General features: G+C 66.1%; 19 protein-coding genes and 1 pseudogene. 12 read left to right on the top strand and 8 right to left on the bottom strand.

The window, feature by feature from the left end; all coding sequences use genetic code 11:
• Positions 1-99: 99 nt before the first annotated feature.
• The 5 genes from ACLCGK_RS20820 to glcD all read right to left on the bottom strand — a co-directional run bounded on the left by ACLCGK_RS20820 (position 100) and on the right by glcD (position 6,611).
• Positions 100-2,271 carry a malate synthase G gene (locus ACLCGK_RS20820; protein ID WP_410952802.1) on the bottom strand — a complete coding sequence of 724 codons (2,172 nt, stop codon included), beginning with the start codon at positions 2,269-2,271 and terminating at the stop codon, positions 100-102.
• A gap of 152 nt (positions 2,272-2,423) precedes the next feature.
• Entirely contained in the window at positions 2,424-2,822 is a 399-nt protein-coding gene (locus ACLCGK_RS20815) for a heme-binding protein (RefSeq protein WP_003260918.1), read from the bottom strand.
• A complete protein-coding gene (gene glcF, locus ACLCGK_RS20810; RefSeq protein WP_410952801.1) occupies positions 2,815-4,050 on the bottom strand; it encodes a glycolate oxidase subunit GlcF in 1,236 nt (411 codons plus the stop codon). The genes ACLCGK_RS20815 and glcF overlap by 8 nt, the downstream gene beginning before the upstream one ends.
• A 9-nt stretch (positions 4,051-4,059) precedes the next feature.
• On the bottom strand, positions 4,060-5,112 hold the full coding sequence (gene glcE, locus ACLCGK_RS20805; RefSeq protein ID WP_410952800.1) for a glycolate oxidase subunit GlcE: 1,053 nt from the start codon (positions 5,110-5,112) through the stop codon (positions 4,060-4,062).
• A complete protein-coding gene (gene glcD / locus ACLCGK_RS20800) occupies positions 5,112-6,611 on the bottom strand; it encodes a glycolate oxidase subunit GlcD (RefSeq protein WP_410952799.1) in 1,500 nt (499 codons plus the stop codon). Before glcD ends, glcE begins: the two co-directional genes overlap by 1 nt.
• 195 nt (positions 6,612-6,806) lie before the next feature.
• On the opposite strand from glcD, the gene glcC reads away from it, so the two are divergent.
• Positions 6,807-7,571, top strand: a complete 765-nt coding sequence (gene glcC / locus ACLCGK_RS20795) for a transcriptional regulator GlcC (protein WP_015270791.1) — start codon at positions 6,807-6,809, stop codon at positions 7,569-7,571.
• 128 nt (positions 7,572-7,699) lie between these two features.
• Here the strand turns inward: glcC and ACLCGK_RS20790 are convergent, their stop codons facing one another.
• Complete coding sequence (locus ACLCGK_RS20790) at positions 7,700-8,017, bottom strand: DUF2388 domain-containing protein (protein WP_003260922.1); 318 nt, start codon at positions 8,015-8,017, stop codon at positions 7,700-7,702.
• Positions 8,018-8,189: 172 nt separating this feature from the next.
• Here ACLCGK_RS20790 and ACLCGK_RS20785 point away from each other — a divergent pair, with 172 nt between their 5' ends.
• Positions 8,190-8,816, top strand: a complete 627-nt coding sequence (locus ACLCGK_RS20785) for a glutathione S-transferase family protein (RefSeq protein WP_015270789.1) — start codon at positions 8,190-8,192, stop codon at positions 8,814-8,816.
• 758 nt (positions 8,817-9,574) lie between these two features.
• Here ACLCGK_RS20785 and mrdA read toward each other — a convergent pair.
• Positions 9,575-11,461, bottom strand: a pseudogene (gene mrdA, locus ACLCGK_RS20780) (penicillin-binding protein 2); the annotation flags it as partial.
• A 396-nt stretch (positions 11,462-11,857) separates the two neighbouring features.
• Between mrdA and ACLCGK_RS20775 the strand changes: the two are divergent.
• From ACLCGK_RS20775 to ACLCGK_RS20765, 3 genes are read left to right on the top strand one after another with little or no spacing between them, the layout of a single operon-like run.
• Positions 11,858-12,526, top strand: coding sequence for an ABC transporter ATP-binding protein (locus tag ACLCGK_RS20775; protein WP_410952798.1), 669 nt, complete (start codon positions 11,858-11,860; stop codon positions 12,524-12,526).
• Entirely contained in the window at positions 12,523-14,985 is a 2,463-nt protein-coding gene (locus ACLCGK_RS20770; RefSeq protein ID WP_410952797.1) for an ABC transporter permease, read from the top strand. The genes ACLCGK_RS20775 and ACLCGK_RS20770 overlap by 4 nt, the downstream gene beginning before the upstream one ends.
• A complete protein-coding gene (locus ACLCGK_RS20765; protein WP_410952796.1) occupies positions 14,975-16,030 on the top strand; it encodes a lipocalin-like domain-containing protein in 1,056 nt (351 codons plus the stop codon). The genes ACLCGK_RS20770 and ACLCGK_RS20765 overlap by 11 nt, the downstream gene beginning before the upstream one ends.
• Before the next feature lie 200 nt (positions 16,031-16,230).
• Here the strand turns inward: ACLCGK_RS20765 and ACLCGK_RS20760 are convergent, their stop codons facing one another.
• Positions 16,231-16,977 (bottom strand): enoyl-CoA hydratase, encoded by a 747-nt coding sequence (locus ACLCGK_RS20760; RefSeq protein ID WP_280168017.1) that lies wholly within the window; start codon positions 16,975-16,977, stop codon positions 16,231-16,233.
• Between the two features lie 102 nt (positions 16,978-17,079).
• On the opposite strand from ACLCGK_RS20760, the gene ACLCGK_RS20755 reads away from it, so the two are divergent.
• From ACLCGK_RS20755 to ACLCGK_RS20725, 7 genes are all read left to right on the top strand, one after another.
• Positions 17,080-17,724, top strand: a complete 645-nt coding sequence (locus ACLCGK_RS20755; RefSeq protein WP_061551687.1) for a TetR family transcriptional regulator C-terminal domain-containing protein — start codon at positions 17,080-17,082, stop codon at positions 17,722-17,724.
• A gap of 75 nt (positions 17,725-17,799) precedes the next feature.
• Positions 17,800-18,516, top strand: coding sequence for a response regulator (locus tag ACLCGK_RS20750; RefSeq protein WP_013973084.1), 717 nt, complete (start codon positions 17,800-17,802; stop codon positions 18,514-18,516).
• Positions 18,513-19,289, top strand: a complete 777-nt coding sequence (locus ACLCGK_RS20745) for a substrate-binding periplasmic protein (protein ID WP_410952795.1) — start codon at positions 18,513-18,515, stop codon at positions 19,287-19,289. The genes ACLCGK_RS20750 and ACLCGK_RS20745 overlap by 4 nt, the downstream gene beginning before the upstream one ends.
• Positions 19,286-21,538, top strand: coding sequence for an ATP-binding protein (locus ACLCGK_RS20740; protein WP_410952794.1), 2,253 nt, complete (start codon positions 19,286-19,288; stop codon positions 21,536-21,538). Before ACLCGK_RS20745 ends, ACLCGK_RS20740 begins: the two co-directional genes overlap by 4 nt.
• A gap of 217 nt (positions 21,539-21,755) precedes the next feature.
• Complete coding sequence (locus tag ACLCGK_RS20735; RefSeq protein WP_367245567.1) at positions 21,756-23,162, top strand: amino acid permease; 1,407 nt, start codon at positions 21,756-21,758, stop codon at positions 23,160-23,162.
• A gap of 355 nt (positions 23,163-23,517) precedes the next feature.
• On the top strand, positions 23,518-24,312 hold the full coding sequence (locus ACLCGK_RS20730) for an enoyl-CoA hydratase/isomerase family protein (protein ID WP_015270770.1): 795 nt from the start codon (positions 23,518-23,520) through the stop codon (positions 24,310-24,312).
• Positions 24,313-24,345: 33 nt separating this feature from the next.
• Positions 24,346-25,506 (top strand): acyl-CoA dehydrogenase family protein, encoded by a 1,161-nt coding sequence (locus ACLCGK_RS20725; protein WP_015270769.1) that lies wholly within the window; start codon positions 24,346-24,348, stop codon positions 25,504-25,506.
• Positions 25,507-25,520: the final 14 nt, after the last annotated feature.

Below are 25,520 nucleotides of genomic sequence, written 5' to 3'. Positions count from 1 at the left end.
GCAATCCCCAGAGAATCCAACATAATTCGGAAGCCGTGGGTGGCACCGGGGGGAGCGGGCTTGCCGGCGATAGGGCCGCATGGCGGCCCCCTGTCAGCATCAGCGCCCGACCTCCTGCTTGAAGCGCAAGCGCCAGCCATGCAGTAACGGTTCGGTATAGCCACTGGGCTGCTGCCGCCCCTTGAACACCAGCTCCCGCGCAGCGCGGAAGGCATGCGATGCCTCGAAACCGGCGGCCATCGGCCGGTACGCCGGGTCCCCGGCATTCTGCTGGTCGACCACGCCGGCCATGCGTTGCAAGGTCGCCTCGACCTGCTCGGCATCGACCACCCCGTGGTGCAGCCAGTTGGCAATGTGCTGCGCGGAAATCCGCAGGGTCGCGCGGTCTTCCATCAGGCCCACATCATGGATATCCGGCACCTTGGAACAGCCGACCCCTTGCTCGACCCAGCGCACCACGTAACCGAGGATACCCTGGCAGTTGTTGTCCAGCTCGGCCTGGATTTCGGCTGCGCTCCAGGGCCGCTCGGGGCTGACCGGGACACTGAGCAGGTCATGCAGCAACTCGGCGCGCTGGGCATTCAGGTCAACCTGTTCCAGCGTTTGCTGCACGGCCGCCACATCCACCTGGTGGTAGTGCAGCGCATGCAGTGTCGCGGCTGTGGGCGAGGGCACCCAGGCCGTGTTGGCGCCGGCCCTGGGCTGGGCGACTTTCTGTTCCAGCATGGCCGCCATCAGGTCGGGCATGGCCCACATGCCCTTGCCGATCTGCGCCTTGCCGCGCAGGCCACAGGCCAGCCCCACCAGTACGTTGCTGCGCTCGTAGGCCTGGATCCAGGCACTGCCTTTCATGTCGCCCTTGCGCAGCATGGCGCCGGCTTCCATGGCCGTGTGCATCTCGTCACCGGTGCGGTCGAGGAAGCCGGTATTGATGAACACCACCCGTGACGCGGCGCTGGCGATGCAGGCTTTGAGGTTGACGCTGGTACGCCGCTCCTCGTCCATGATGCCCATCTTCAGCGTGTGTGCGGGCAGGCCCAACAGGGCTTCGACGCGGCCGAACAGCTGGTCGGCAAAGGCCACCTCGGCCGGCCCGTGCATCTTCGGCTTGACGATGTACAGGCTGCCCTCGCGGGAATTGCCACGGCGCTTGAGGTCATGCAGGCCGATCAGGCTGGTGACCACGGCATCGAGGATGCCTTCCGGGATTTCCCGGCCATCGCGGTCGTGGATGGCCGGGTTGGTCATCAGGTGGCCGACGTTGCGGATGAACAGCAGCGAGCGGCCTGGCAGGGTCAGTGGCTGGTCGTCTGCGCCGTGGTAGTGGCGGTCTTCGGCCAGGGTGCGTTCGAAGGTCTTGCCGCCCTTGCTGACCTGTTCGCTGAGGTCGCCCTTCATCAGGCCGAGCCAGTTGCGGTAGACGTTGACCTTGTCGTCGGCATCCACGGCGGCTACCGAGTCTTCGCAGTCGATGATGGTGGTGAGCGCGGCCTCCAGCAGGATGTCCTTGACCCCGGCCGGGTCCTGCTGGCCGATGGCGTTGGCCGGGTCGACCTGGATTTCGAAATGCAGCTGGTGATGCTGCAACAGGATCGCTGTTGGCGCGTTCGGCTCACCTTGGTAGCCACGCAGTTGCGCGGGGTGCCTGAGGCCGACCTGGCGGCCATCGGCCAGGGTTACCTGCAGCGTGCCCTGGCTGATCGCGTAGGCCTTGGCGTCGTTGTGCGACGCACCGTCGAGAGGGGCCGCGGTGTCGAGAAACTGCCGGCCATAGGCGATCACCTTGGCGCCGCGTTGCGGGTTGTAACCCTGGCCACGTTCGGCGTCCTCGGTTTCGGCGATGGCATCGGTGCCATACAGGGCATCGTACAGCGAGCCCCAGCGGGCGTTGGCGGCGTTGAGGGCGTAGCGGGCGTTGCTCAGTGGCACCACCAGTTGCGGGCCGGCCTGCACGGCGATCTCGCGGTCGACGTTGCGGGTGCTGACCTGCACGCTTGCCGGGGGCTCTACAAGGTAGCCGATGCCTTGCAGGAAATGCTGGTAGGCGGCCATGTCACGGATCGGGCCGGGGTGCTGGCGGTGCCAGTTGTCGAGTTCTGTCTGCAGGCGCTCGCGTTCGGCGAGCAGGGCGCGGTTTTGTGGTGCGAGGTCGTGGACCAGGGTGCTGAAGCCTTGCCAGAAGGTGCGGGCTTCGATGCCGGTGCCGGGGAGGGCTTCATCTTCGATGAAGCGCTGCAGGGTGGGGGCGATCTGGAGTGGATGGTTTGGCATTGTCTGTTCGCTCGATGTTCAGGCTTCTGGAAAGTTTTTGCTTGTGCCGGCCTCTTCGCGGGCTTGCCCGCTCCCACAGGTACTGCACAGGTCCCAGGTCTTGTGAAGGCCCTGTGGGAGCGGGCAAGCCCGCGAAGAGGCCGGCACAGGATTCAGAGGGCAGCCGCCCCGGCCTTGGCCACCTGGGCATCCTGCTCGGCCTTGACCCCGGACACGCCGATCGCCCCCACCACCTGGCCATCCACCCGCAGCGGTACGCCACCTTCCAGGCTGGTCAGCAGCGGCGCGGTAACGAAAGCAGTACGGCCACCATTGACCATTTCCTCGTAATCTCGCGTCTCCTTGCGCCCCAGTGCGGCAGTGCGGGCCTTTTCCATCGCGATGTAGGCGCTGGCCGGCGCGCAGCCGTCCAGGCGCTCCAGGGCCAGCGGGTGGCCGCCGTCGTCGACCACGGCAATGGTCACGTTCCATTGTTGTGCCTGGGCTTCCTGGCGGGCGGCGGTCAGCACTTTGGCGACTTCGGCCTGGCCGATAACGGACTTGCTATGCATGGTGGTTCTCCGGGTTCAAGGCTGCTTCGACGATTTCGATCCAGTGCCGCACCGGTGTGCGCCCGGCCCCGTCGAGGTGGGCCTGGCAGCCGATGTTGGCGGTGGCGATGACTTGCGGTTTGCCGCTTTCCAGGGCGTTGAGGCGGTTGTCGCGCAGTTGTAGCGACAGCTCGGGTTGGGTCAGCGAATAGGTGCCGGCCGAGCCGCAGCACAGGTGGCCGTCCGGTACCGGGGTCAAGGTGAAGCCAAGGCGTGTCAGCAATGTCTCCACCGCACCCCCCAGCTTCAGCGCGTGCTGCAGGGTGCATGGGCAATGGAAGGCCAGGCGCTGTTCGACGCACACGCCCAGTTGCTCGACCGGCTCGTCGCGCAGCACCTCCACCAGGTCGCGGGACAGGGCGCTGACCCGTGCGGCCTTGGCGGCGTAGCGCGGGTCCTTTTCCAGCAGGTGGCCGTAATCGCGCACGAACGCGCCGCAGCCGCTGGCGGTTTGCACGATGGCCTCGGCGCCGGCTTCGATGGCAGGCCACCAGGCATCGATATTGCGCCGCGCCCGTTGCAGGCCTTGTTCCTGGGCATTGAGGTGGTAGTCCACCGCGCCACAGCAGCCGGCCTGCCGGATTGGCACCACGCTGATGCCCAGGCGGTCCAGCAGGCGTGCGGCGGCGGCATTGGTGTTGGGCGACAGGGCCGGTTGCACGCAGCCTTCCAGCATCAGCACCCGCCGCGCATGGCGCGGTGCGGGGCGTTGGCCGGGGGCGGTGACCCGCGCCGGCAGCTTGCGCTTGAGCGTGGCCGGTAGCAGTGGGCGCAGGGCCTGGCCACTGCGGGTCAGGGCCTTGAACAGCGCCGGGCGTGGCACCACTGCACGCAGGCCCTGGCGCAGCAGGCGCTGGCCGAGCGGGCGTGGCACCTGCTGTTCGACCACGGCGCGGCCAATGTCCAGCAGGTCGTGGTACTTCACCCCGGAAGGGCAGGTGGTTTCACAGTTGCGGCAGGTCAGGCAGCGATCCAGGTGCAACTGGGTGCTGGCGGTGATCGGCGCGCCTTCGAGCATCTGCTTGATCAGGTAGATGCGCCCGCGTGGGCCGTCCAGTTCATCGCCCAGCAGCTGGTAGGTGGGGCACGTGGCGGTACAGAAGCCACAGTGCACGCAGGAGCGCAGGATGCTTTCGGCCTCGTCGGCGCGGGCCAGGCGTCGGGCGGTTTCGCTCAGGTTGGTTTGCATGGTCTGGCCTCACAGGTCCGGGTACAGGCGGCCAGGGTTGAACACACCCTGGGGGTCGAGTTGCTGCTTGAGCGCTCGGTGGTAGCGCATCAGCGCGGCGGGCAGCGGTGGGCTGCTGGCAGCGCCAGGGACATGGCAGGTGGCGTGGCCACCGACCTTGGCGACCTGCTCGCGGATGTGCTGCGCCGGTGCCGTGGACTTGAGCCAGCGCTGCGCGCCACCCCAGTCGATCAGCTGCTGGCCGGGCAGGTCCAGCTCGCCGGTGGTATTGGGCACGGACAAGCGCCACAGCGGCGCGGGGCCGGCAAAGAAAGCCAGGCGCTGCTCGCGCAGGTCGCTCCAGAAGCTGCTGTCCAGTGCCTCGCCGCCCAGGCGCTGGCGTGCCGACTGCACCGAGCCTTCGCCGCCTTCCAGGCGCAGGTACAGCGCGTCACCGTCATGGCAGGCCGCACTGATCGGCAGCGGCTGCTGGCCCCATTCGGCCAGCTCCGCCAGCGCCTGGTGGCGGCCCATCGGCAGGCGCAGGCTGAGGCACTGGCGCGGGCGTGGCAGCACTTTCAGCGACACCTCGGTCAGCAGCCCGAGGCAGCCGAAGCTGCCCGCCATCAGCCGCGACACGTCGTAGCCGGCAACGTTCTTCATCACTTCGCCACCAAAGCGCAACAGCTTGCCGTGGCCGGTGATCACCCGCGTGCCCAGCACATAGTCGCGCACCGACCCGGCCCACGGCCGCCTTGGGCCGGACAGCCCGGCCGCGACCATGCCACCCAGGGTGGCGTCGGGGCCCAGGTGCGGTGGTTCGCAGGGCAGCATCTGGCCAGCCTCGTGCAGCGCTGCCTCGATCTCGCGCAGCGGCGTGCCGGCGCGGGCAGTGAGCACCAGCTCGGTCGGGTCGTAGCTGACGATGCCGCGGTGGCTGCGGGTGTCGAGTACCTCGCCGGCCACCGGGCAGCCGAGCATGGCCTTGCTGTTGCCACCCTGGATACGCAGCGGCGTGGCCTGGTTCAGCGCCTGGTTGACCTGCTCCAGCAGGGCCTGGCTGATGTCGCGGTCCATGCTCATCAGAAACGCTCCAGTTCGGGAAAGGGCAGTTGCCCATGGTGCACGTGCATGGCGCCGAATTCGGCGCAGCGGTGCAGGGTGGGGATGTTCTTGCCGGGGTTGAGCAGGCCTTGCGGGTCGAAGGCAGCCTTGATCGCATGGAACAGGGTGATTTCGTCGCTGTTGAACTGTGCGCACATCTGGTTGATCTTCTCGCGCCCCACGCCGTGCTCGCCGGTGATGCTGCCGCCCACGGCCACGCACAGCTCGAGGATTTTGCCGCCGATGGCTTCGGCACGTTCCAGCTCGCCTGGCAGGTTGGCATCGAACAGGATCAGCGGGTGCATGTTGCCGTCGCCGGCATGGAACACGTTGGCCACGCGCAGGCCGTATTCGGTGGACAGGTCGCTGATGCCCTTGAGCACCCGTGGCAGTTCGCGGCGCGGGATGGTGCCGTCCATGCAGTAGTAGTCCGGGGAGATGCGCCCCACCGCCGGGAAGGCGTTCTTGCGCCCGGCCCAGAAGCGCACGCGCTCGGCCTCGTCGCAGGCCAGCCGCACATCACGTGCACCGGCCTGGGCCAGCACGGCGGCGACCCGTTCGCAGTCATCGTGCACATCGGCTTCGACGCCATCCAGTTCGCACAGCAGGATGGCCGCAGCGTCAACCGGGTAGCCGGCGTGGATGAAGTCCTCCGCAGCGCGGATCGCCAGGTTGTCCATCATCTCCAGGCCGCCGGGGATGATCCCGGCAGCGATGATCTCGGCCACTGCCCGGCCGGCGTCCTCGACGCTGTCGAAGCTGGCCAGCAGCACTCGCGCCACCTGGGGCTTGGGCAGCAGCTTGACGGTGACTTCGGTGACGATGCCGAGCATGCCTTCAGAGCCGGTGAACAGTGCAAGCAGGTCGAAACCGGGGCTGTCCAGGGCATCGCTGCCGAGGGTCAGGCGTTCGCCCTCGACCGTGAGGATTTCCACCTTGAGCAGGTTGTGCACGGTCAGGCCGTACTTCAGGCAGTGCACGCCACCGGCATTCTCCGCGACATTGCCGCCGATGGAGCAGGCTATCTGCGAGGACGGGTCCGGCGCATAGTACAGGCCGTGGGGCGCGGCCGCCTGGGAGATGGCCAGGTTGCGCACGCCGGGATGCACACGGGCGAAGCGGCCCTGCGGGTTGACTTCGAGAATGCGGTTGAACCGCGCCATCACGAGCAGGATGCCTTTGGCCAGCGGCAGTGCGCCACCCGACAGGCCGGTACCGGCGCCGCGTGCCACCACCGGCACGCCACGCTGGTGGCAAAGCCTGAGCAGCGCCTGCACCTGCTCCAGGCGCTCGGGCAGCACCACCAGCAGCGGCACCGTGCGGTAGGCTGAGAGGCCGTCGCATTCATAGGGCTTGAGGTCTTCCTCGCGGTGCAGGATCTCGAGGTCCGGCAGGGCAGCGCGCAGCGCTTGCAGCAGCGCCCCCCGGTCCACGTCAGGCAGCGCGCCATCGACGCGTTCGTCGTAAAGGATATTCATCGGCTCACTCGGCAACGGTTTTTGTTGTTGTTGGCAATGCGCTCACCCTTGCAGCCTGCGCGTGGCAGCCGCCGCGGTCGAGCACGGGGTGAACTGGTCCTACCAGTTTTTGCGACGGGTACTGGTTATTGACGGCTTTGCCCGGCTAGATTGAAGCAGGTGGTCGAAGTGGTCCTACCAGCAGGAGGGTACGCAGTGGGTACTGAAGGCAAGGCCAAGGTCGCCGACCAGGTGGCCGAACGGGTCGAGCGGCTGATCGTCGAAGGCGTGCTCAAGGTGGGCCAGGCCCTGCCGTCGGAGCGGCGCCTGGTGGACAAGCTGGGCTGCTCGCGCTCGGCGCTGCGGGAAGGCCTGCGCATCCTGCGCGGGCGCGGCATCATCGACACCGAGCAGGGGCGCGGCTCGTTCGTCGCCGACCTCACGGGCCATGCGGGTGCCACGCCGTTGATGCACCTGTTCGGCTCGCAGCCGCGCACGCTGTTCGACCTGCTGGAAGTGCGGGCGTTGCTGGAAGCCGAATCGGCGCGCCTGGCGGCACTGCGCGCCACCGAGGTCGACCGTTTGCTGATCCGCCGGCGCTATGAAGAGATGCTGGCTGCGCACGAAGCCCCCGAAGCGATGGATGCCCGTGAACATGCCCGCCGCGACCATGCCTTTCACCGGGCGATCAGCGAGGCTTCGCACAACCCGGTGCTGGTGCATACCTTGCAATCGCTCAGTGACCTGACCTTGAGCACGGTGTTCGCCTCGGTCAACAACCTGTATTGCCGGCCGGCGCAGAAGCGCCAGATCGACCGCCAGCATGCGCGGTTGTATCACGCGGTGATGGAGCAGTTGCCCGAGCAGGCGCAGCGCGCGGCGCGCGAGCATATCAACGGGATCCGCGACAGTTTGCGGGAGATCGAGCAGGAAGAGCAGCGGCTGGTAAGGGCTACCATGCGCATGGATGGCTGGGGTTGAGGTGTTGCCTGTGCCGGCCCTTTCGCGAGTAAACCCGCTCCTACAGGAGGCTGCGCTGGGTTTGAAGTCGGTGCGGTGCCTGTGGGAGCGGGTTTACCCGCGAAGAGGCCGGTGAAGGATTAGCTCAATCAATGATCGGCTATGCGGTCATCCTGCGAGAGGAGGGCCCGGGCCAGCTCTTCATCATTGGCCTGCAGGCCTGGGTTGTCCTTGCGGGCCTGTTCCAGCGCCGACTCCACATAGGCGCCACGGATTGCACCACCGCTGGCGACGTAGGCCGAAAGCTCGTCACGCGCCGGGATGATCCGTTTGTCGTCCTTGAAGGTCGAGTAAAGCGAAGCGGAAACACCGGCCGAGGTTGCGACGTCGCCTGCGTCGACGTCAGCCAGGGCAGCACCGGCAGGCAGCAGGAGCAGCAGCGCAGGGGCGAGGAGTAGGTGGCGCATGGTGTGTTCTCCAGTAGCGTGAAGCCCAAGTAATTGAACCACTCAGTGATTAAGAAAGCGCAGGTGGGGTGGTAGTTCCCTTCGTATCGGAAACAGGCATTGACCCTGTCGAGCCAGGCGTGATCTGCTCGGGCTGCCGGCCCAATCATTTCAATGGATGAAGGTTCTCCCCATGCCCGACTACAAGCTGCATTGCTTCGCCGAATCCGGTAACGCCTACAAGGCCGCCCTGATGCTTGAACTCACAGGCCAGGACTGGCAGCCGGTGTTCGTCGATTTCTTCAATGGCCAGACTCGCGAACAAGCCTGGCGCGACGACGTGAACGAACAGGGCGAGGTGCCGGTGCTGGAACACGCCGGCAAATCCTTTACCCAGTCTGCGCTGATCCTCGACTACCTCGCGGAGAAAACCGGGCAGTTCGGCCCCCGCGACGAAGACGAAAAGCGCGAGATCTGGCGCTGGATGCTGTTCGATAACCATAAGTTCACCAGCTACTACGCGGCGCTGCGTTTTCTTTTCTGCCTGAAGAAAACCGGTGAAACGGATGTGACCCGGTTCCTGCGTGAACGTGCCATGGCGGCCTACCGTATCGTCGACGCGCACCTGGCGAAGACACCGTTCATGGTCGGTGGCCGGCTGACGATCGCTGACCTGTCGCTGGCCGGGTATGTGTTCATGCCGGAGGACACTGGCATTGCGTTGGCGCAGTTCACCCACATCGAGGCATGGAAAGCGCGAATCCAGGCGTTGCCAGGGTGGAAGCACCCGTATGAACTGATGCCCCGCGCGGCATCCTGAGCAATCCGGCTCGCCAGGCCATGGTGCAGTGGGCCTTTGGCGAGCCAGCCATTCTGATGGCCGGTCGGTGACAAGCGCAGCGGCGTGGCTACGCTCAGAAATCAAGAAACATCCCGAAATATTTGGCCGGCAGGCCCTGAAGGATCTCGTTCAACCGCTGCAGATGGAAGGCCGCGCTGGTTAGCAAGTCGCCCCATGGGGGGCCGGAAATAACAGGGTGCGTCGTGCAACCCGGTGCTACTCCAAGCGGAGACATCATGATGCTCAGGAAATGCTTGTTGGCTTTGGCTATCGGTACAGTGTTGTCGGCTTCGGCCGTGTTGGTGCCAGACTCCATTGACGGTACCTCCAGCGCGTATGCGAAGGATGGTGGCGGTGGCGGTGGCGGTGGCCATGGTGGCGGAGGTGGTGGTAGTGGTGGTGGCGGTGGCCATGGTGGCGGCGGTGGTAGTGGCGGCGGCGGTGGCCATGGCGGTGGAGGTGGCGGTAGCGGCGGTGGTGGCTCGGGTGGTGGCCACGGCGGCAGTGGCAGCGGGCACAGTGGCGATGGTGGTGGGCATGATGGCCGCGGGCGCAATGGTGCTGATGATGGTGCCGACCACGAGGCCAACCACGAAGCCAATCATGAGGCGAATCACGATGTGGGCGAGCCGCACGGTGTAGGGCATGGCGCCGACGATGGGGCTGACCATGACGTTGGGGATGATCGCGGAGGCGATCGGAGCTAGCAATTTGGGTGTCTGTGTCGGCCTCTTCGCGGGCACGCTGCGAGGCGCTACCCCACCTGCATACTGCGGCTTCAGATGTCCCTGCTCATCCAGCAGATAGGCATCCATCACCTCCCGCACAACCGGCCCTGCCACCCGCCCGCCGGCTTCGCCGTTCTCGATCATAACCGCCACCACCACACTCGGGTGATCAGCCGGGGCAAAGCCTACGAACAGGGCGTTGTCGCGGTGCCGCTCCAGGGTTTTGTTGCGGTTGTAGCGTTCGCCCTGCTTGATCGCCACCACCTGCGCGGTGCCGCTCTTGCCGGCAATCCGGTATTGCGCACCGGCCGCGGCAGCGCGGGCGATGCCGCGCGGGTCGTGCATGACCATCTGCATGCCCTGGCTGACCTGGTCCCAGGCGTGCCTGTCGTGCAGCACGATATTGGGCATCGGGTTGGGGTCTACCGGCGCATCGCCACCCACGGTCATGGCCAGGTGCGGGCGGTGCCACACGCCCTTGCTCGCCAGCAGGCTGGTGGCCTGGGCCAGCTGCAGCGGGGTGACCTGCATGTAGCCCTGGCCGATGCCCAGGATCAGCGTCTCGCCCGGGAACCAGGCCTGGCGCCGGGTGGCGCGCTTCCACTCGGCCGATGGCATCAGCCCGGACGCTTCCTCGAACATGTCCAGCGACACCTTCTGGCCCAGGCCGAACTCGGCCATGTAGTCGTGCAGGCGGTCGATGCCCAGCTTGTGCGCCAGGTCGTAGAAGTAGGTGTCGTTGGACCGCATGATGGCGGTGTACATATCCACCCAGCCATCGCCGCTGCGGTTCCAATTGCGGTACTTGTGGTCGTAGTTTGGCAGCTCGTAGTAGCCCGGGTCGAACACCCGGCTGCCCGGGGTGATCACGCCGCTGTCGAGGCCGGCGATGGCCACCTCCGGCTTCACCGTCGAACCGGGGGCATACAGGCCGCGCAGCACGCGGTTGAACAGCGGGCGGTCGATGGAATCGCGCAGGGCGGCGTACTGTTTGAAGCTGATGCCTTTGACGAACAGGTTGGGGTCGAAGCTGGGGTTGCTGACCATCGCCAGCACGTCGCCATTGGCCGGGTCGAGCACCACCACCGAGCCACGGCGGTCACCCAGGGCCTTTTCCGCGGCCAGTTGCAGGTGGGCATCCAGGGTCAGGACGATGTCCTGGCCCGGGGTCGGGGCCTTGTGGTTGAGCACACGCATCACCCGGCCCTGGGCGTTGGTCTCGACCTCCTCGTAGCCCACGTGGCCATGCAGCTGGCTTTCGTAGAAGTGCTCGATGCCGGTCTTGCCGACCGACTGGGTGCCCCGGTACTCGGTGCTGTCGAGGGTCTTGGCCTCTTTCTCGTTGATGCGCCCCACATAGCCCACCGAGTGGGCGAAATGCTCGGCCAGCGGGTACTCGCGGATGAACTGTGGTTCCACTTCCAGGCCTGGCAGGCGGAACTGGTTCACCGCCACCAGGGCGATCTGCTCCTCGCTCAGGCCGACCATCAGGGTCACCGGCTCGAACGGCTTGCGGCCACGGCGCAGGTCCTTGTCGAACTGCTTGCGGTCGTCCTCGGTCAGGCTCAGCACCTGGGCCAGGGTATCGAGCACCTTGGCCGTGTCGCCGCCGGCCCGCTCGCGGGTCATGGTCAGGTCGAAGCTGGGCTTGTTGTCGGCCAGCACCACGCCGTTGCGGTCGTAGATCAGCCCGCGCTCGGGGGCGATGGGCAGCACGTGCACGCGGTTGTTTTCCGATACGGCGGTCTGCTGGTCGTGTTGTAGCACCTGCAGCACATAGAGCCGGCCCACCAGGACGGCGACCAGGCTGAAGACCAGGGCGGCGCAGGCCAGAAGCCGGCGGTTGACCAGGTGCTTTTCCTTTTCGTGGTCCTTGAGGGGTATGGGTTGTGGCATCGGTGACTCTGTCCTGACGGGTAGCAGTGCCTGTAGGAGCAGCCTTGTGCTGCGAAGAGGACGGTAGCACCGTAGTAGTTCAGCAGGCCACGACGGCCCATTCGCAGCACAAGGCTGCTCCTACAGGTGGCGCGGTGGTTGTACGCGCGCGATCGGGCCGCGGATGCTACGCAACCTGTACCGCACCCTCAAGGCAAGTGCCGGCTGGCGGTAGGCTGGTATTGGCTGTGTGCCCCGTGATCAGGGCGCTTGCCAGCAAAATGAAGATTTGTTCATGGCGGCGGAGTGGTGATGGAACTTGTTGATGGAACGATGCAAGTTGAGTCCATGAGCACGCCCATGTCGCCATGAACCTGCTATTCCTAAGAAGACACTTGAACCCACCAAGGCCCGTCGATGCTGGTCATCGAAAACCTCCACAAATCATTCCCCACTCCCCAAGGCCCGCTTCCGGTGCTGCAGGGTGTCGACCTGCGCCTGGCGCGCGGCAGCAGCCTGGCGCTGATGGGCGAGTCGGGTAGCGGAAAGAGTACGTTGCTGCACCTGGTGGCCGGCCTTGACCGTGCCGACAGTGGCCGCATCCTGATCGACGACACCCCGCTCGACAGCCGTTCCGAGGCGTCGCTGGCGTTGTGGCGGCGGGAGGGCATCGGCCTGGTGTTCCAGCAATACAACCTGATCAGCAGCCTGGACGTGGGGGCCAATCTTTCGTTCCAGGCCCGGCTGGCCGGTCGGCATGATCCCGATTGGCTGGCCTACCTGGCGCAGCGCCTGGGTTTGGCGGATTTGCTGGCGCGTTACCCGGAGCAATTGTCTGGCGGCCAGCAACAGCGGGTCGCCATCGGCCGCGCCCTGGCCGGGCGCCCGGCCTGGTTGCTGGCCGACGAACCCACCGGCAGCCTCGATGAAACCAGCAGCGATGAGGTGTTGAGCCTGCTGTTGCAATTGGTCGCCGAGGCTGGCAGTGGGGTGCTGATGGTGACGCACAGCCCGCGGCTGGCGGCGCGCTTGCAGCAGCGTTGTTACCTGCAGGCCGGCCGCGTGCGGCCCGAGCAGGGCGGATGAGGCTGCTATCGCTGGCCCTGCTCGCGCTGCTCAGCCACTGGCGGCGCCATCGCGTGCAGTTTTTCAGCATCTTCACCGGCCTGTGGCTGGCCACGGCGCTGTGGACCGGCGTGCAGGCGCTGAACAGCCAGGCACGCAGCGACTATGCCCGCGCCAGCGCGGTGCTGGCCGGGCCGTTGCAGGCGCAACTGGTGCCGCGCCGTGGCGAGCGCTTCGACCAGGCACTGTACGTGCAGTTGCGCAGGCTGGGCTGGGTGGTGACGCCGGTACTGGAGGGGCGCTTGCGCTTTGCTGGTGAGCCGGCGCGCAGCGTACGGTTGATCGGCATCGAGCCGTTGAGCCTGCCGCCGGCCAGCAGCATCGCCGGTGTGCAGCCCGGAACGTTCGATCTGCAGGCCTTTGTCGGCATGCCCGGGCAAGCCTGGGTCGGGCCAGACACCTTGCGCCAGCTGCATGCTGGCCCCGGGGCCTCAGCACGCGACAGCGAAGGGCAGCTGCTGCCGCCGTTGGTTCTGCAGCCAGCGCTGGCCCCGGGGGTGATCGTGGTGGATATCGGCCATGCCCAGGCGTTGCTGCATGCACCCGGGCAGTTGTCGCGCCTGCTGGTGGCTGCTACGCCGGGGCCGTTGCCGGCGGACATCGCGCCTTACCTTGAGCTGCAACCCCGTCAGGACGATGGCGGCTTGCAGCGGCTGACCGACAGCTTCCACCTGAACCTGACCGCCCTTGGCTTGCTGGCGTTTGTCGTCGGCCTGTTCATTGCCCATGCCGCAATCGGTTTGGCACTGGAACAGCGGCGCGGCCTGATTCGCAACCTGCGTGCCTGTGGCATCAGCCTGCAAACCCTGCTGTGCGCCTTGGTGCTGGAGCTGGGGCTGTTCGCGGTGCTGGGCGGTCTGGCCGGCGTGGCCAGTGGTTACGGGCTGGCCGCGTGGCTGCTGCCCGATGTGGCCGCCAGCTTGCGCGGGCTGTATGGCGCCCAGGTCGCCGGGGCGCTGAGCCTGCCCGCAGGGTGGTGGCTGATGGGCGTGCTGGTGAGCGTGCTGGGGGCGCTGTTGGCGGGTTTGGGCAGTGTACTGCGTGCGGCGCGGTTGCCGTTGCTGGCGCTGGCGCAACCTCAGGCATGGCGGTTGGCCCAGGGGCCTTGGTTGCGGCGCCAGGCCCTGGTGGCCGGCCTGTTGCTTTTGCTGGCCCTGGGCTGTGGCGTGCTGGGCGACAGCCTGCCCAGCGCGTTCGGCCTGCTGGCAGGCTTGCTGCTGGCGGCGGCGCTGCTGCTGCCGGCCTTGCTCGACCGGGTGCTGGCCTGGCTGGCGCGCCATTGCCGGCGGCCTTTGTCGCAATGGTTCGTCGCCGACAGCCGCCAGCAATTGCCGGCCCTGAGCCTGGCGTTGATGGCACTGCTGCTGGCGCTGGCCGCCAGTGTCGGCGTGGGCAGCATGACCGAGGGCTTTCGCAAGACCTTTGTCGGCTGGCTTGACCTGCGCCTGTCCGCCGACCTGTATGTCACCCCAAGGGACACCGCCCAGGGCTTGCAGATAGCCGAGTGGCTTGGGCAGCAACCTTCGGTGAGTGTGGTGTTGCCCGGCTGGCGTGTGGAAACACAGCTGCAGGGCTGGCCGGTGCAGCTCCAGGGCATCGTCGATCATCCCGTCTATCGCACTCGCTGGCCATTGCTGGCGCAGCAAAAGCAGGCCTGGCAACAACTGGCCGCCGGGCAGGCCGTGATGCTCAGTGAACAGTTGGCCAGGCGACTGAAGCTGCAGCTGGGTGATCGCCTGAGGCTGCCCGCAGACACTTCGCCAGCCCTGAGCGTTGTGGGCATCTATGCCGATTACGGCAACCCCAAAGGGCACATGCTGGTCAATGCCGGCTGGCTGCGCGGGCATTGGCCACAGGCAACCCTGACCGGGTTGAGTGTCGATCTGGTGGGCGATCAAGCGTCGGCGCTCGAGGCTGCATTGCAACAGCGCTTCGCCCTGGACGACAGCCGTGTGGTCGAGCAGGCGCGTCTCAAACGCTGGTCGACCGACGTGTTCAACCGCACCTTCGCCGCCACCGCCGCGCTCAACAGCCTTACCCTTGGCGTGGCAGGCGTGGCGCTGTTCATCAACCTGCTGACCTTGGGCCACACCCGCCTGGGCCAGCTGGCGCCGCTGTGGGCACTGGGTGTGCGGCGTACGCATCTGGTGTGGCTGAGCCTCGGGCAGACACTGCTGCTGAGCAGCCTTACCGTGCTGCTGGCGATCCCGCTGGGCATCCTGCTGGCCTGGTGCCTGGTCGCGGTGGTGAACGTGCAGGCATTCGGCTGGCGTTTGCCGCTCTACGTGTTCCCTGCGCAACTGCTGCACCTGGCGGTGCTGGGCATGCTTACCAGCCTGTTGGCCAGCGCGTGGCCCTTGTGGCAGCTGGCGCGTCGCCAGCCGCGCGAACTGTTGAGGCCGTTTGCCGATGAAGCGTAGCGCCTGGCTGTTGCTGTGTGGGTTGCTGGGCGGCTGTGACCAGCCCGCCGAGCAAAGCTATGCCGGGCTCGGGCAGCAGGCGGGTGAATTCAGCCAGGTACGGCGCGGCCATCGCCTGGAATTTCCGCGTGACCATGGGGCCCACGATGGCTTTCGCATCGAATGGTGGTATGTCACCGCCAACCTCCAGGACTTCCAGGGGCGGGACTGGGGCGCGCAGTGGACGCTGTTTCGCTCGGCCCTGCGCCCAGGCCCCGAGACTGCCGGCTGGAACAGCCCGAACCTGTGGATGGGGCATGCGGCGCTGACCGGTCCCGGGGGGCATCGGTCTGGCGAAACCTTGGCGCGCGGGGGTATCGGCCAGGCTGGCGTGCAAGCCCAGCCGTTCCGGGCGTGGATCAATGACTGGTCGTTGCAGGGCAGCAGTGGCATCGAGCATCTGCAAATGGTCGCCGGTGGTGACGGCTTTCGCTACGACCTGCAACTGCACAGCGATCGGCCCTTGGTGCTGCACGGGGACCAGGGCTACAGCGAGAAGTCCGGCAAGGGGCAGGCTTCGTACTATTACAGTCAGCCGTTCTATCGGGTGAGTGGGGAGGTGCAGCGTGACGGCCAGTGCATTGCCGTCACCGGCCAGGCCTGGCTGGACCGGGAATGGAGCAGCCAGCCGCTGGCTGCCGGGCAGACGGGTTGGGACTGGTTTTCCCTGCACCTGGACAGTGGCGCCAGGCTGATGCTGTTTCAGGTGCGCGAGGTGCAGGGGGAGGCGTATCGCGCCGGGACCTGGGTCGGCCCGCAGGGTGAAGTGGTGGTGCTGCAGGGTGCGCAGATCCAGCTGCAGGCGCTGGCCTGGGCTCGGCAGAAGAACGGCAAGCAGGTGCCGACGCGATGGCGGGTGCAGGTGCCGGAGCATGGCGTGGATGTGCAGGTCGAGGCTGTGGAATCGCAGGCCTGGATGGAGACACGGTTCCCGTACTGGGAGGGGCCGGTGCGCTTGACCGGGAGTGCGGGTGGGCGTGGGTATCTGGAGATGACCGGCTATTAGCAATCCTGGGGTTTCTGAGTTTTTCTGGGGCTGCTTTGCAGCCCTTTCGCGACACAAGGCCGCTCCTACAGGGAATCGCGCCAACTTTTAGAATTTGAGCAAGACAGTTGCTCGCACAGGTACTGCACAAGGCTTGAGGTCGATGCAGTCGAGGTGGGAGCTGGCTTGCCGGCGATGGGCCGCAACGCGGCCCCAGGTTTTCAATCTTTGATCAACCCTCGCAACACCGCTCGCGCTTCTTCAGTGCGCAAGCATTCGATGAACAACCGGGCCTCCCGCGCCACTGTCGCCTCAAGCTCGGCCCGCTGGCCGTCCTTGAGCAGCCGCTTGCTGATGCGCAGCGCCGCCTGCGGGTAACCTTGCAGCTGCCGCGCCAGGCGCCGGGCAGCTGCAAGGCACTGTTCACCGTCTTCATGCAGTTCATTGGCCAGCCCCCAGGCCACCATCCGTTCACCGTCGAGCAACTCGTTTGCCAGCAGCAGGCGAGCCGCCCGGGCATGGCCAAGCAAACGCGGCAGCAGCAGGCTGGAACCAAACTCCGGGCACACGCCCAACGGCGCGAAAGGGATGCGCAACTTGGTCGTACGGCTGACCAGCACCTGGTCGCAATGCAACAGCAAGGTGGCACCGATGCCGATCGCCGCGCCACTGACCGCGGCAATCAGTGGTTTGTCCAGGCCCATCACCACCCGCATCAGGCGGAACACTGGGCTGTCCAGGTCGGCAGGCGGGTTGTCGAGGAAGTCGCGCAAGTCATTGCCGGCGGTAAAGCACTGCGGCCCACCGGTGATGATGATGGCTTCGACATCAGGGTCTTCACCTGCCGCCAGCAGCAGGTCGCCCAGCTGTTGGTACATGGCGGTGTTCAAGGCATTGAGCTTGTCGGGGCGGTTGAAGGACAGGGTCAGCAGGCCCTGGTCCAGGTCACGTGTGATCAGGTCGTTCATGGCAGCCGCTTTTGTTGTTGTGGGCATGGGTGCCAAGGGTTTATCACGCAGTCCGGCTTGTTGTACAGTCGTTCAGTCCAGCCCCTAGCCCGAGAGCCGCCGATGAACCAGGAAGCCCGCTACCACCGCATGCTGCCGGAATTGCGCAAAGCCAACCTGGTCGAGGCGACCTTGGTATGCCTCAAGCGCCATGGCTTTCAGGGTGCGTCGATCCGCAAGATTTCAGCAGAAGCCGGGGTTTCGGTCGGATTGATCAGCCATCACTATGCCGGCAAGGATGAGCTGGTGGCCGAAGCCTACATGGCAGTCACCGGTCGGGTGATGGGCCTGCTGCGCGAGGCCATGGCCCAGGCCGCGCCCAATGCTCGCGAGCGGCTGTCGGCGTTCTTCCGTGCCTCGTTCTGCGCCGAGCTGCTCGACCCGCAGTTGCTCGACGCCTGGCTGGCGTTCTGGGGCGCGGTGAAGACCGCCGATGCGATCAACCAGGTGCATGACCATTCCTATGGCGAATACCGCAATGAACTGAGCGGGCTGCTGGCCACGCTGGCCGGGGAGGAGGGCTGGCAGGGCTTCGATGCCGACCTGGCGGCCATCAGCCTGAGCGCCTTGCTCGATGGCCTGTGGCTGGAGTCGGGGCTCAACCCCGGTACCTTCACCCCCGAGCAGGGCGTGCTGATCTGCGAGGCCTGGGTCGATGGCCTGCAGGCCGGTGGCCGGCGTCGCTTCAGCCCGCCGGAGGGCTGTTGATCGCCTGTTCAGTAACGAGTACGCTGCTGTCGCGAGTGTGTAGAACAAACCAATAAAAAAAAGAGACGACACGCAATGACGCCTCGGGTATTGATCGTCGATGACGATCCGCTTATTCGTGACTTGCTGCAGGCCTATCTGTCTCAGGAAGGCTATGACGTGCACTGCGCCGACACCGCGGAAAAGGCCGAAGCCCTGCTCGGCAGCCAGGATGTCGACCTGGTGCTGCTGGACATCCGCCTGCCCGGCAAGGACGGCCTCACCCTGACCCGTGAGCTGCGGGTACGTTCGGAGGTCGGCATCATCCTCATCACCGGCCGCAACGACGACATCGACCGCATTGTCGGCCTGGAATGCGGCGCCGACGACTACGTGATCAAACCGCTCAACCCCCGCGAACTGGTATCCCGCGCCAAGAACCTGGTCCGCCGTGTGCGCCATGCCCGCGAGGTGCACCCGACGCCGGCCTGCGCGCAATCGCTGAAGCAGTTCGCCGACTGGGCGCTGGACACCGACCGCCGGCGCCTGATCGACGCCCGTGGCGGGCAGACCCTGCTGACCCATGGCGAGTTCCAGTTGCTCAGCGTGTTCCTGCGCAACAGCGGCCACACCCTCAGCCGCGACCAGTTGATGGACCAGATCCGCAACCGCGAGTGGGTGCCCAACGACCGCTCCATCGACGTGCTGGTCGGCCGCCTGCGGCGCAAGCTGCACGACGACCCGGCCGAGCCCCAGCTGATCATCACCATCCACGGCACCGGCTACCTGTTCACCGCCAGCGTGGCGGCATGACCCGCAGCGCCTGGGTGCTGGCCTTGGCATTGTTCGCCGTGCAAGCCAGTGCAAGGCAGCCGGTGCGCTATTGCGACTACCCGGTGTACCCGCCGATTTCCTGGAGTGACGGCCACCAGGTGCGTGGCCTGGCCCCCACCGTGGTGCGAGAGCTGTTCGCTCGCATGGGCTACGAAGTGCAGACCGTGGTGCTGGGCAACTGGAAGCGCTGCCTGATGGACGCCGCCGCCGGGCGGGTGGACGTGGTGCTGGCCTACAACAGCGACCAGCGTGACCAACGCATGCGCTTTTCCACGGTGCCGGTGGTGCGTGAGGAAGTGGCGGTGTTCTACAACCGCCTGCGGCCAGTGCAGTTCCAGCGCCTGGAGGACCTGGCCAGCTACCGTGGCGGCCTGCTGTACGGCGAAAGCTACGGCGCCGATTTCGACCGCTTCGTCGCCCGCCACCAGAACATCGAACGGGTGTCGTCCAGCCAGCAGAACTTCGGCAAGCTGATCCGTGGGCGCATCGACTACGTGATCCAGGAGCGGCGCACCGGCCAGCTGTTCATCGAAAACCTGCCCGGGGCGCAGGACATCCGCGTATTGCCCACGGCCCTGAGCGTGGACTACCTGCGCGTCGCGGTATCACGGCAATCGCCCTTGAGCCAGCATATGGACGAAATCGACGCGCAGTTGCTGCGCATGAACCAGGCGGGCGAGATCGAGCGCTGGCTGGAGCAGAGCGAAGTGATCTACCGCGACATGGTCAACCTGCCGGCGGACTCCCGATGATCCGCCTGCGCACCGATGGCTTGCTGCGCCGCCTGCTGCTGTTCATCCTGCTGTTCAGCCTGTGCTTTACCGTGCTGGCCAGCTCGGTGCAGCTGTATTTCGAGTACCGCCGCGAGATGCGCGATATCGAGGCGCGCATGGCGCTGATCCGCGCCGGTTACCTGGCCAGCCTGGAGCGCAGCCTGTGGGACCTGGACGAGGCACAGCTGGATACACAACTGCGCGGCCTGGTGGACTTTTCCGATGTCGCCCGGGTGCGTCTGGTCAGTGACGATGTCCAGATGTTGCGCGGCCTCGCCGAGCCCAAGGGGCCGCTGCGCATCGAACGCTTCGCCCTTGATTACCAGCCGCCCTCGGGGCCGGCCAGGCATCTGGGCGAGCTGGAAGTGAGCATCGACCTGGGCGCGGTGCACCGACGGCTGTATGCCACTGGCCTTGCCAGCCTGCTGTGGATGGGCGTGTTCCTGTGTGGCCTGGCGGTGGCGCTGTCGGGGCTGTTCTACCGCCTGGTCACCCGCCACCTGCAAGTGATGGCCGAGTTCGCCCGGCGTATTGGCGCCGGCCAATGGCAGGAACCATTGCGCCTGGGGCGCCGCCCGTCGACGCGCCCGGACGAGATCGACACCGTGGCCAATGCCCTGGATGACATGCGCCGCGCCATCCTCAGTGACATCGAGCGCCGCGAGCGCGACCGCCTGGCGTTGCAGGACAAGCGCGACGAACTGCAGGCCATGGTCGAGCGGCGTACCGCCAGCCTGGCCCGGACCAAGGACGAGGCCGAAGCCGCCAACCTGGCCAAGTCACGCTTCCTGGCGACCATGAGCCATGAGCTGCGTACACCACTCAACGGCATTCTCGGCATGGCCGAGCTGCTGCGCGGCGGCCGGCTGGAGGCGGCCGACCGCCAGCGCGTCGAGGCCTTGTACAAGGCCGGCGAGGGGTTGCTGGCGATTCTCAACGAGGTGCTGTATTTCGCCCGGCTCGAGGAGGGCGAGAGCCGCGCCGAGCTGGTCGGTTTTTCGCTACGCCAGTTGTGCCAGGAAGTGCTGGCGCTGCTCGAACCCATGGCCCGGGACAATGGCGACACCCTGCAGCTGGATATCGACGAGCAATTGGCCGATTACCAGTACGGTGCCGAACAGTACCTGCGCCAGGTGCTCAGCAACCTGCTGGCCAATGCCATCAAGTTCACCGAACAGGGGCAAGTGCGGCTTGCGGTGCAGGTACTGGCCAGTGACCAGGGCTCGCAGCGCCTGCGGGTGTCGGTTAGCGACAATGGCATCGGCATCGAGCCGGCTGTGCAGGCCAGGGTCTTCGACCGCTTCGTCCAGGCCAGCGAGGCGGTGGCCCGGCGCTACGGCGGCACCGGCCTGGGCCTGGCGATCTGCAAGCACCTGGTGGAAAAACTGGGGGGCTGTATTGGCCTGGACAGCGTGCAGGGGCAGGGCAGTCGCTTCTGGTTCGAACTCGACATGGCCCGCGGGCAGCCAGTGCAGGCCAACTCACCAGCCCCTTCGCCCCTGGCCAGCCTGGATATCCTGGTAGTCGAGGACGTGGCATTGAACCGCGAGGTAGCCGGTGGGTTGCTGCTGCGCGATGGCCACCGGGTGAGCTTTGCCGAGGACGCCGGGCAAGCCCTGCAGGCCTGCGCACAGCGGCGCTTCGACCTGATCCTGCTCGACGTGCACCTACCCGGCATGAGCGGGGTGGAGCTGTGCCGGCAACTGCGTGCCACCCCCGGGCCGAACCGCCACAGCCGGATCCTGGCACTGACGGCTGGCGTGCAGCCTGGGCAAGTGCCGGGTTATCTGGACGCCGGCATGCAGGGGGTGCTGGCCAAGCCCCTGCGGCTGGACAACCTGCGCCAGGCGCTGGCCGAAGCGGCGCCCGCTGAAGTGGCTGGTGTCGACGCGACAATGGACTGGTCATTGCTGGACACCCACCGCTCGCTGCTGGGTGAACAGAAGCTGCAAGGCCTGTTGAAGGTATTGCGCCAGTCGCTGGAGCATCACGCCACGGCGTTGGCCGAGGCGCTGCCGGCCCAGGATTTTACCGAAGTGCTGCACCTGGCCCACCGCCTGGCCGGCAGTTGCGACTCCCTGGGTTTTTCTGGCCTGGCTGCGTTGTTGCGGCGCCTTGAGGACGCTGCCCGGCAGCATGACGAACAGGCATTGAAAGCGCTCGGCGCGCCGCTGGCCACCGAGCTTGCCCAGGCCCGCGCCACCCTGGAACAGCTGATCCAGAGCTGACGTACAAAAAACTTACGACTTTTTACATCTTCGATCCGTTCGTACAACGGCACCTTACATCCGTTTCCAATAATCCATGGCAACCGTGTTGCACGCGGTCCATGAGGCTTATTGGAGACAAGAATAATGACATGCCGTAGCGCTCAGCCCCTCCTTCCCAACACACCGCGCGGCACCCCCGCGCGGCCTGGCACCAGCCGCAAAGGCGAGGTGCGCCATGACTGACAACCGCGAAAAGATCCAGCTCACCCGCGCGCTGAAAAGCCGGCACATCTTCATGCTGTCGCTGGGCGGGGTGATCGGCACCGGGCTGTTCATGGGCTCGGGCGTGACCATCAACCAGGGCGGCCCGATAGGCGCGATCCTGGCCTACCTGGTCGCGGGTTTGCTGATGTATCTGGTGATGGTCTGCCTGGGCGAGCTGTCGGTGCAGATGCCGGTGTCCGGTTCGTTCCAGGCCCACGCCACCAAGTTCATCGGCCCGGCCACCGGCTTCATGATCGGCTGGGTGTACTGGATGAGCTGGGCCACCACCGTGGGCCTGGAGTTCACCGCCGCCGGCATGCTGATGACCCGCTGGTTCCCCGAGGTGCCGATCTGGTATTGGTCGGCGCTGTTCGTGGTCGTGCTGTTCGGCCTCAACGCCCTGGCCACCCGTGCCTTCGGCGAGGCGGAGTACTGGTTCTCGGGGATCAAGGTGGCGACCATCCTCGGCTTCATCATCATCGGCCTGCTGGTGATCTTCGGCGCCATCCCGCTGAGCAGCGGGGCGCCAGCACCGATGCTGGACAACCTGGTGGGCGAGTCGCTGTTCCCCCATGGCCTGTCGGCGGTGTTCGCGGTGATGATGACCGTGGTCTATGCCTTCCAGGGCTGCGAAATCATGGGGGTGGCGGCCGGCGAGACCGAGCACCCGGAAAAGAGCATCCCGCGGGCCGTGCGCAACGTGGTGTTCCGCGTGCTGATCTTCTACGTGCTGGCGATTGCCGTGCTCTCGGCCATCGTGCCGTTCGAGCAGGCCGGGCTGATGGAAAGCCCGTTTGTGCAGGTGTTCGACATGGTGGGTATTCCCTTTGCCGCCGACCTGATGAACTTCGTCATCCTCACCGCCATCCTCTCGGTGGGCAACTCCGGGCTGTATGCCTCCACGCGCATCCTCTGGGCCATGTCGAAGAGCGGCATGGCGCCGAAAAGCCTGTCGCCGCTGAGCAAGCGTGGCGTGCCGTTGCGGGCGCTCAGCATCACCCTGTGCTTCGCGCTGATCTCGCTGATGACCAGTTTCATTGCCGCCGACACCCTGTTCATGGTGTTGATGGCGGTGAGTGGCATGTCCGGCACCGTGACCTGGATCGTCATCGCCCTGGCGCAGTACCGCTTCCGCAAGGTCTACCTGCGTGAAGGTGGGCAACTGCAGGACCTGAAGTACAAGGCGCCGCTGTACCCGCTGGTGCCGCTGCTGTGCATCACCCTGTGCAGCTCGCTGTTCGTGTTCCTGGCGCTGGATGAAACCCAGCGGCCGTCGTTGTACTGGGGCTTTGGCTTCATTGCCCTGTGCTACGCGGCGTACTTCTTCGTCAACCGCCGTCGGCAGGGGGCTTTCGAGCCGAGCGTGCCAGGGGTTTGATTCGGGTGTTGGGCTGAAGATTGCCGGGGCCGCTTTGCGGCCCATCGCGACACAAGGCCGCTCCTACAAGAGATCGCGCGAGGCCGGTCCTATGCGCGATTCCCCTGTAGGAGCGGCCTTGTGTCGCGATGGGGCGCAAAGCGCCCCCAGCAATCCGTCAGTTGTACAAAGTTGTAACAACCACCTCCTATCTCAACCCTGACCCAACGAATAAGACTAATAAAAACAACGACATATATAGTTTTCAAGCGTTGTTACAGCCCCATCCCAACCCAATTGCCGCCTTGTTGAACACTCGTTTAGTATCTCCCTCATCAAGCCCTCTCAAACCATCACAACAACACCGAGGCCCCCCATGACCACCCCGTCGTCGTCACTGTTGAGCAAGGTCGAAGCCGGCGTTGCCTGGATCACCCTCAACCGCCCCGAGCAGCGCAATGCGCTGGACATCCCCACCCTCAAGCAACTGCACGCCCTGCTGGAAACTTGCAACAGCGACCCGGCCGTGCGCGTGGTGGTGCTGACCGGCAGCGGGCGAAGCTTCTGCGCCGGTGCCGACCTGGCCGAATGGGCCGCGGCCGAGGCCCAGGGCACCCTGGAAAGCTACGGCTGGACCGAAACCGCCCACGCCCTGATGTTGCGCCTGCACAGCCTCGACAAGCCCACCATCGCTGCTATCAACGGCACCGCCGTGGGCGGTGGCATGGACCTCAGCCTGTGCTGCGACCTGCGCATCGCCGCGGCCTCGGCGCGCTTCAAGGCCGGCTACACCAGCATGGGCTACAGCCCCGATGCCGGTGCCAGCTGGCATCTGCCACGGCTGATCGGCAGCGAGCAGGCCAAGCGCCTGTTGTTCCTCGATGAGCTGTGGGGTGCCGAACGTGCCCTGGCGGCCGGGCTGGTCAGCGAAGTCTGTGCCGACGAGCAACTGCCCGCCGTGGCCGCCGAGCTGGCCGGGCGCCTGGCCAACGGCCCCACCTTCGCCTACGCGCAGACCAAGCGGCTGATCCGCGATGGCGCGCGGCGCACCCTGGCCGAGCAGCTGGAGGCCGAGCGCCAGGCCGGCCTGCTGTGCGGCCGCAGCCAGGACGGTGCCGAGGCGCTGCAAGCCTCGGTGGAACGCCGCGCCCCCCGTTTCACTGGCCAGTAACCCGATAACCGACCCTCACCAGGACCTTCGCAGATGAATTTCCAACTGACCCAAGAACAAGAAATGTTGGTGGAAGCGGTACGCAGTTTTGTCGCCAAGGAGCTGCTGCCCCATGAGGAGGCAGTGGACCGCGCCGATGCCGTATCGCCCGAGCTGGCTGCGCAGATCCGCGGCAAGGCGATCGCCGCCGGGTTCTATGCCTTCAACATGCCCGAGGAGGTCGGCGGCGGTGGCCTGGACTATCTGTCCCAGGCGCTTATCGAGCGCGAACTGTCCAAGGTGTCCTGGGCCCTGCACGTGTTCGTCGCGCGGCCATCGAAAATCCTCATGGCCTGCAAGGACGAGCAGATCAACGACTACCTGTTGCCCTGCGTGCAGGGCGAGAAGATCGACTGCTTCGCCCTCACCGAGCCGGGCGCCGGCTCCGATGCCAACGCCATCAAGACCCGTGCCGTGCGCCAGGGTGACGACTTCGTCATCAACGGCAGCAAGCACTTCATCAGCCATGCCGGCCACGCCGATTTCGCCATCGTCTTCGCCGTCACCGACACCTACGAGCACAACGGGCGCAAGCGCAACGCGGTAACGGCCTTCCTGGTCGACCGGGGCACGCCGGGCATGACCATCCGCCGTGGCCCCAAGTGCGTGAGCAACCGTGGCTACCACACCTACGAGCTGTTCTTCGACGACTGCCGGGTGCCGGCCAGCAAGGTACTGGGCGAGGTCGGCAAAGGCTGGGAGGTGGCCAACGCCTGGCTCACCGCCGGCCGGGTGATGGTCGCCGCCAACTGCGTGGGCCAGGCCCAGCGTGCCCTCGACCTGTCGCTGCAATGGGCCGCCGACCGCAAGCAGTTCGGCCAGGCGATCGGCAGCTACCAGGGCGTGTCGTTCAAGCTCGCCGACATGGCCACGCAGATTCGCGCTGCGGAAATGCTCACCCTGCACACCGCCTGGAAGATGGACCAGGGCAGCATGACCGACGGCGAGGCCGGCATGGCCAAGCTGTTCGCCAGCGAGGTGCTGGGCAAGGTTGCCGACGAAGCCGTACAGATCTTCGGTGGCATGGGCCTGATGGATGAAGGGCCGGTAGAGCGCATCTGGCGCAACGCACGCATCGAGCGCATCTGGGAAGGCACCTCGGAAATCCAGCGGCACATCATCGCCCGCGAACTGCTGCGCCCGCTGCTGCGCTGAGCGCCAGGAGAACA

Source organism: Pseudomonas sp. S1(2024), assembly GCF_046557535.1.
The sequence above is the reverse complement of the archived record's forward strand: the minus strand, read 5'-3'. Positions and strand labels throughout refer to the sequence as shown.

Bases quoted from the DNA above. Each gene is read 5' to 3' on its own strand.
- ACLCGK_RS20790 (WP_003260922.1), bottom strand. From the start codon at position 8,017: ATGCGCCACCTACTCCTCGCCCCTGCGCTGCTGCTCCTGCTGCCTGCC.
- ACLCGK_RS20730 (WP_015270770.1), top strand. From the start codon at position 23,518: ATGACCACCCCGTCGTCGTCACTGTTGAGCAAGGTCGAAGCCGGCGTT.
- ACLCGK_RS20775 (WP_410952798.1), top strand. From the start codon at position 11,858: ATGCTGGTCATCGAAAACCTCCACAAATCATTCCCCACTCCCCAAGGC.
- ACLCGK_RS20725 (WP_015270769.1), top strand. From the start codon at position 24,346: ATGAATTTCCAACTGACCCAAGAACAAGAAATGTTGGTGGAAGCGGTA.
- glcF (WP_410952801.1), bottom strand. From the start codon at position 4,050: ATGCAAACCAACCTGAGCGAAACCGCCCGACGCCTGGCCCGCGCCGAC.
- ACLCGK_RS20785 (WP_015270789.1), top strand. From the start codon at position 8,190: ATGCCCGACTACAAGCTGCATTGCTTCGCCGAATCCGGTAACGCCTAC.
- ACLCGK_RS20765 (WP_410952796.1), top strand. From the start codon at position 14,975: ATGAAGCGTAGCGCCTGGCTGTTGCTGTGTGGGTTGCTGGGCGGCTGT.
- ACLCGK_RS20760 (WP_280168017.1), bottom strand. From the start codon at position 16,977: ATGAACGACCTGATCACACGTGACCTGGACCAGGGCCTGCTGACCCTG.
- ACLCGK_RS20770 (WP_410952797.1), top strand. From the start codon at position 12,523: ATGAGGCTGCTATCGCTGGCCCTGCTCGCGCTGCTCAGCCACTGGCGG.
- ACLCGK_RS20750 (WP_013973084.1), top strand. From the start codon at position 17,800: ATGACGCCTCGGGTATTGATCGTCGATGACGATCCGCTTATTCGTGAC.
- ACLCGK_RS20735 (WP_367245567.1), top strand. From the start codon at position 21,756: ATGACTGACAACCGCGAAAAGATCCAGCTCACCCGCGCGCTGAAAAGC.
- glcD (WP_410952799.1), bottom strand. From the start codon at position 6,611: ATGAATATCCTTTACGACGAACGCGTCGATGGCGCGCTGCCTGACGTG.
- ACLCGK_RS20740 (WP_410952794.1), top strand. From the start codon at position 19,286: ATGATCCGCCTGCGCACCGATGGCTTGCTGCGCCGCCTGCTGCTGTTC.
- ACLCGK_RS20755 (WP_061551687.1), top strand. From the start codon at position 17,080: ATGAACCAGGAAGCCCGCTACCACCGCATGCTGCCGGAATTGCGCAAA.
- ACLCGK_RS20815 (WP_003260918.1), bottom strand. From the start codon at position 2,822: ATGCATAGCAAGTCCGTTATCGGCCAGGCCGAAGTCGCCAAAGTGCTG.
- ACLCGK_RS20745 (WP_410952795.1), top strand. From the start codon at position 18,513: ATGACCCGCAGCGCCTGGGTGCTGGCCTTGGCATTGTTCGCCGTGCAA.
- glcE (WP_410952800.1), bottom strand. From the start codon at position 5,112: ATGAGCATGGACCGCGACATCAGCCAGGCCCTGCTGGAGCAGGTCAAC.
- ACLCGK_RS20820 (WP_410952802.1), bottom strand. From the start codon at position 2,271: ATGCCAAACCATCCACTCCAGATCGCCCCCACCCTGCAGCGCTTCATC.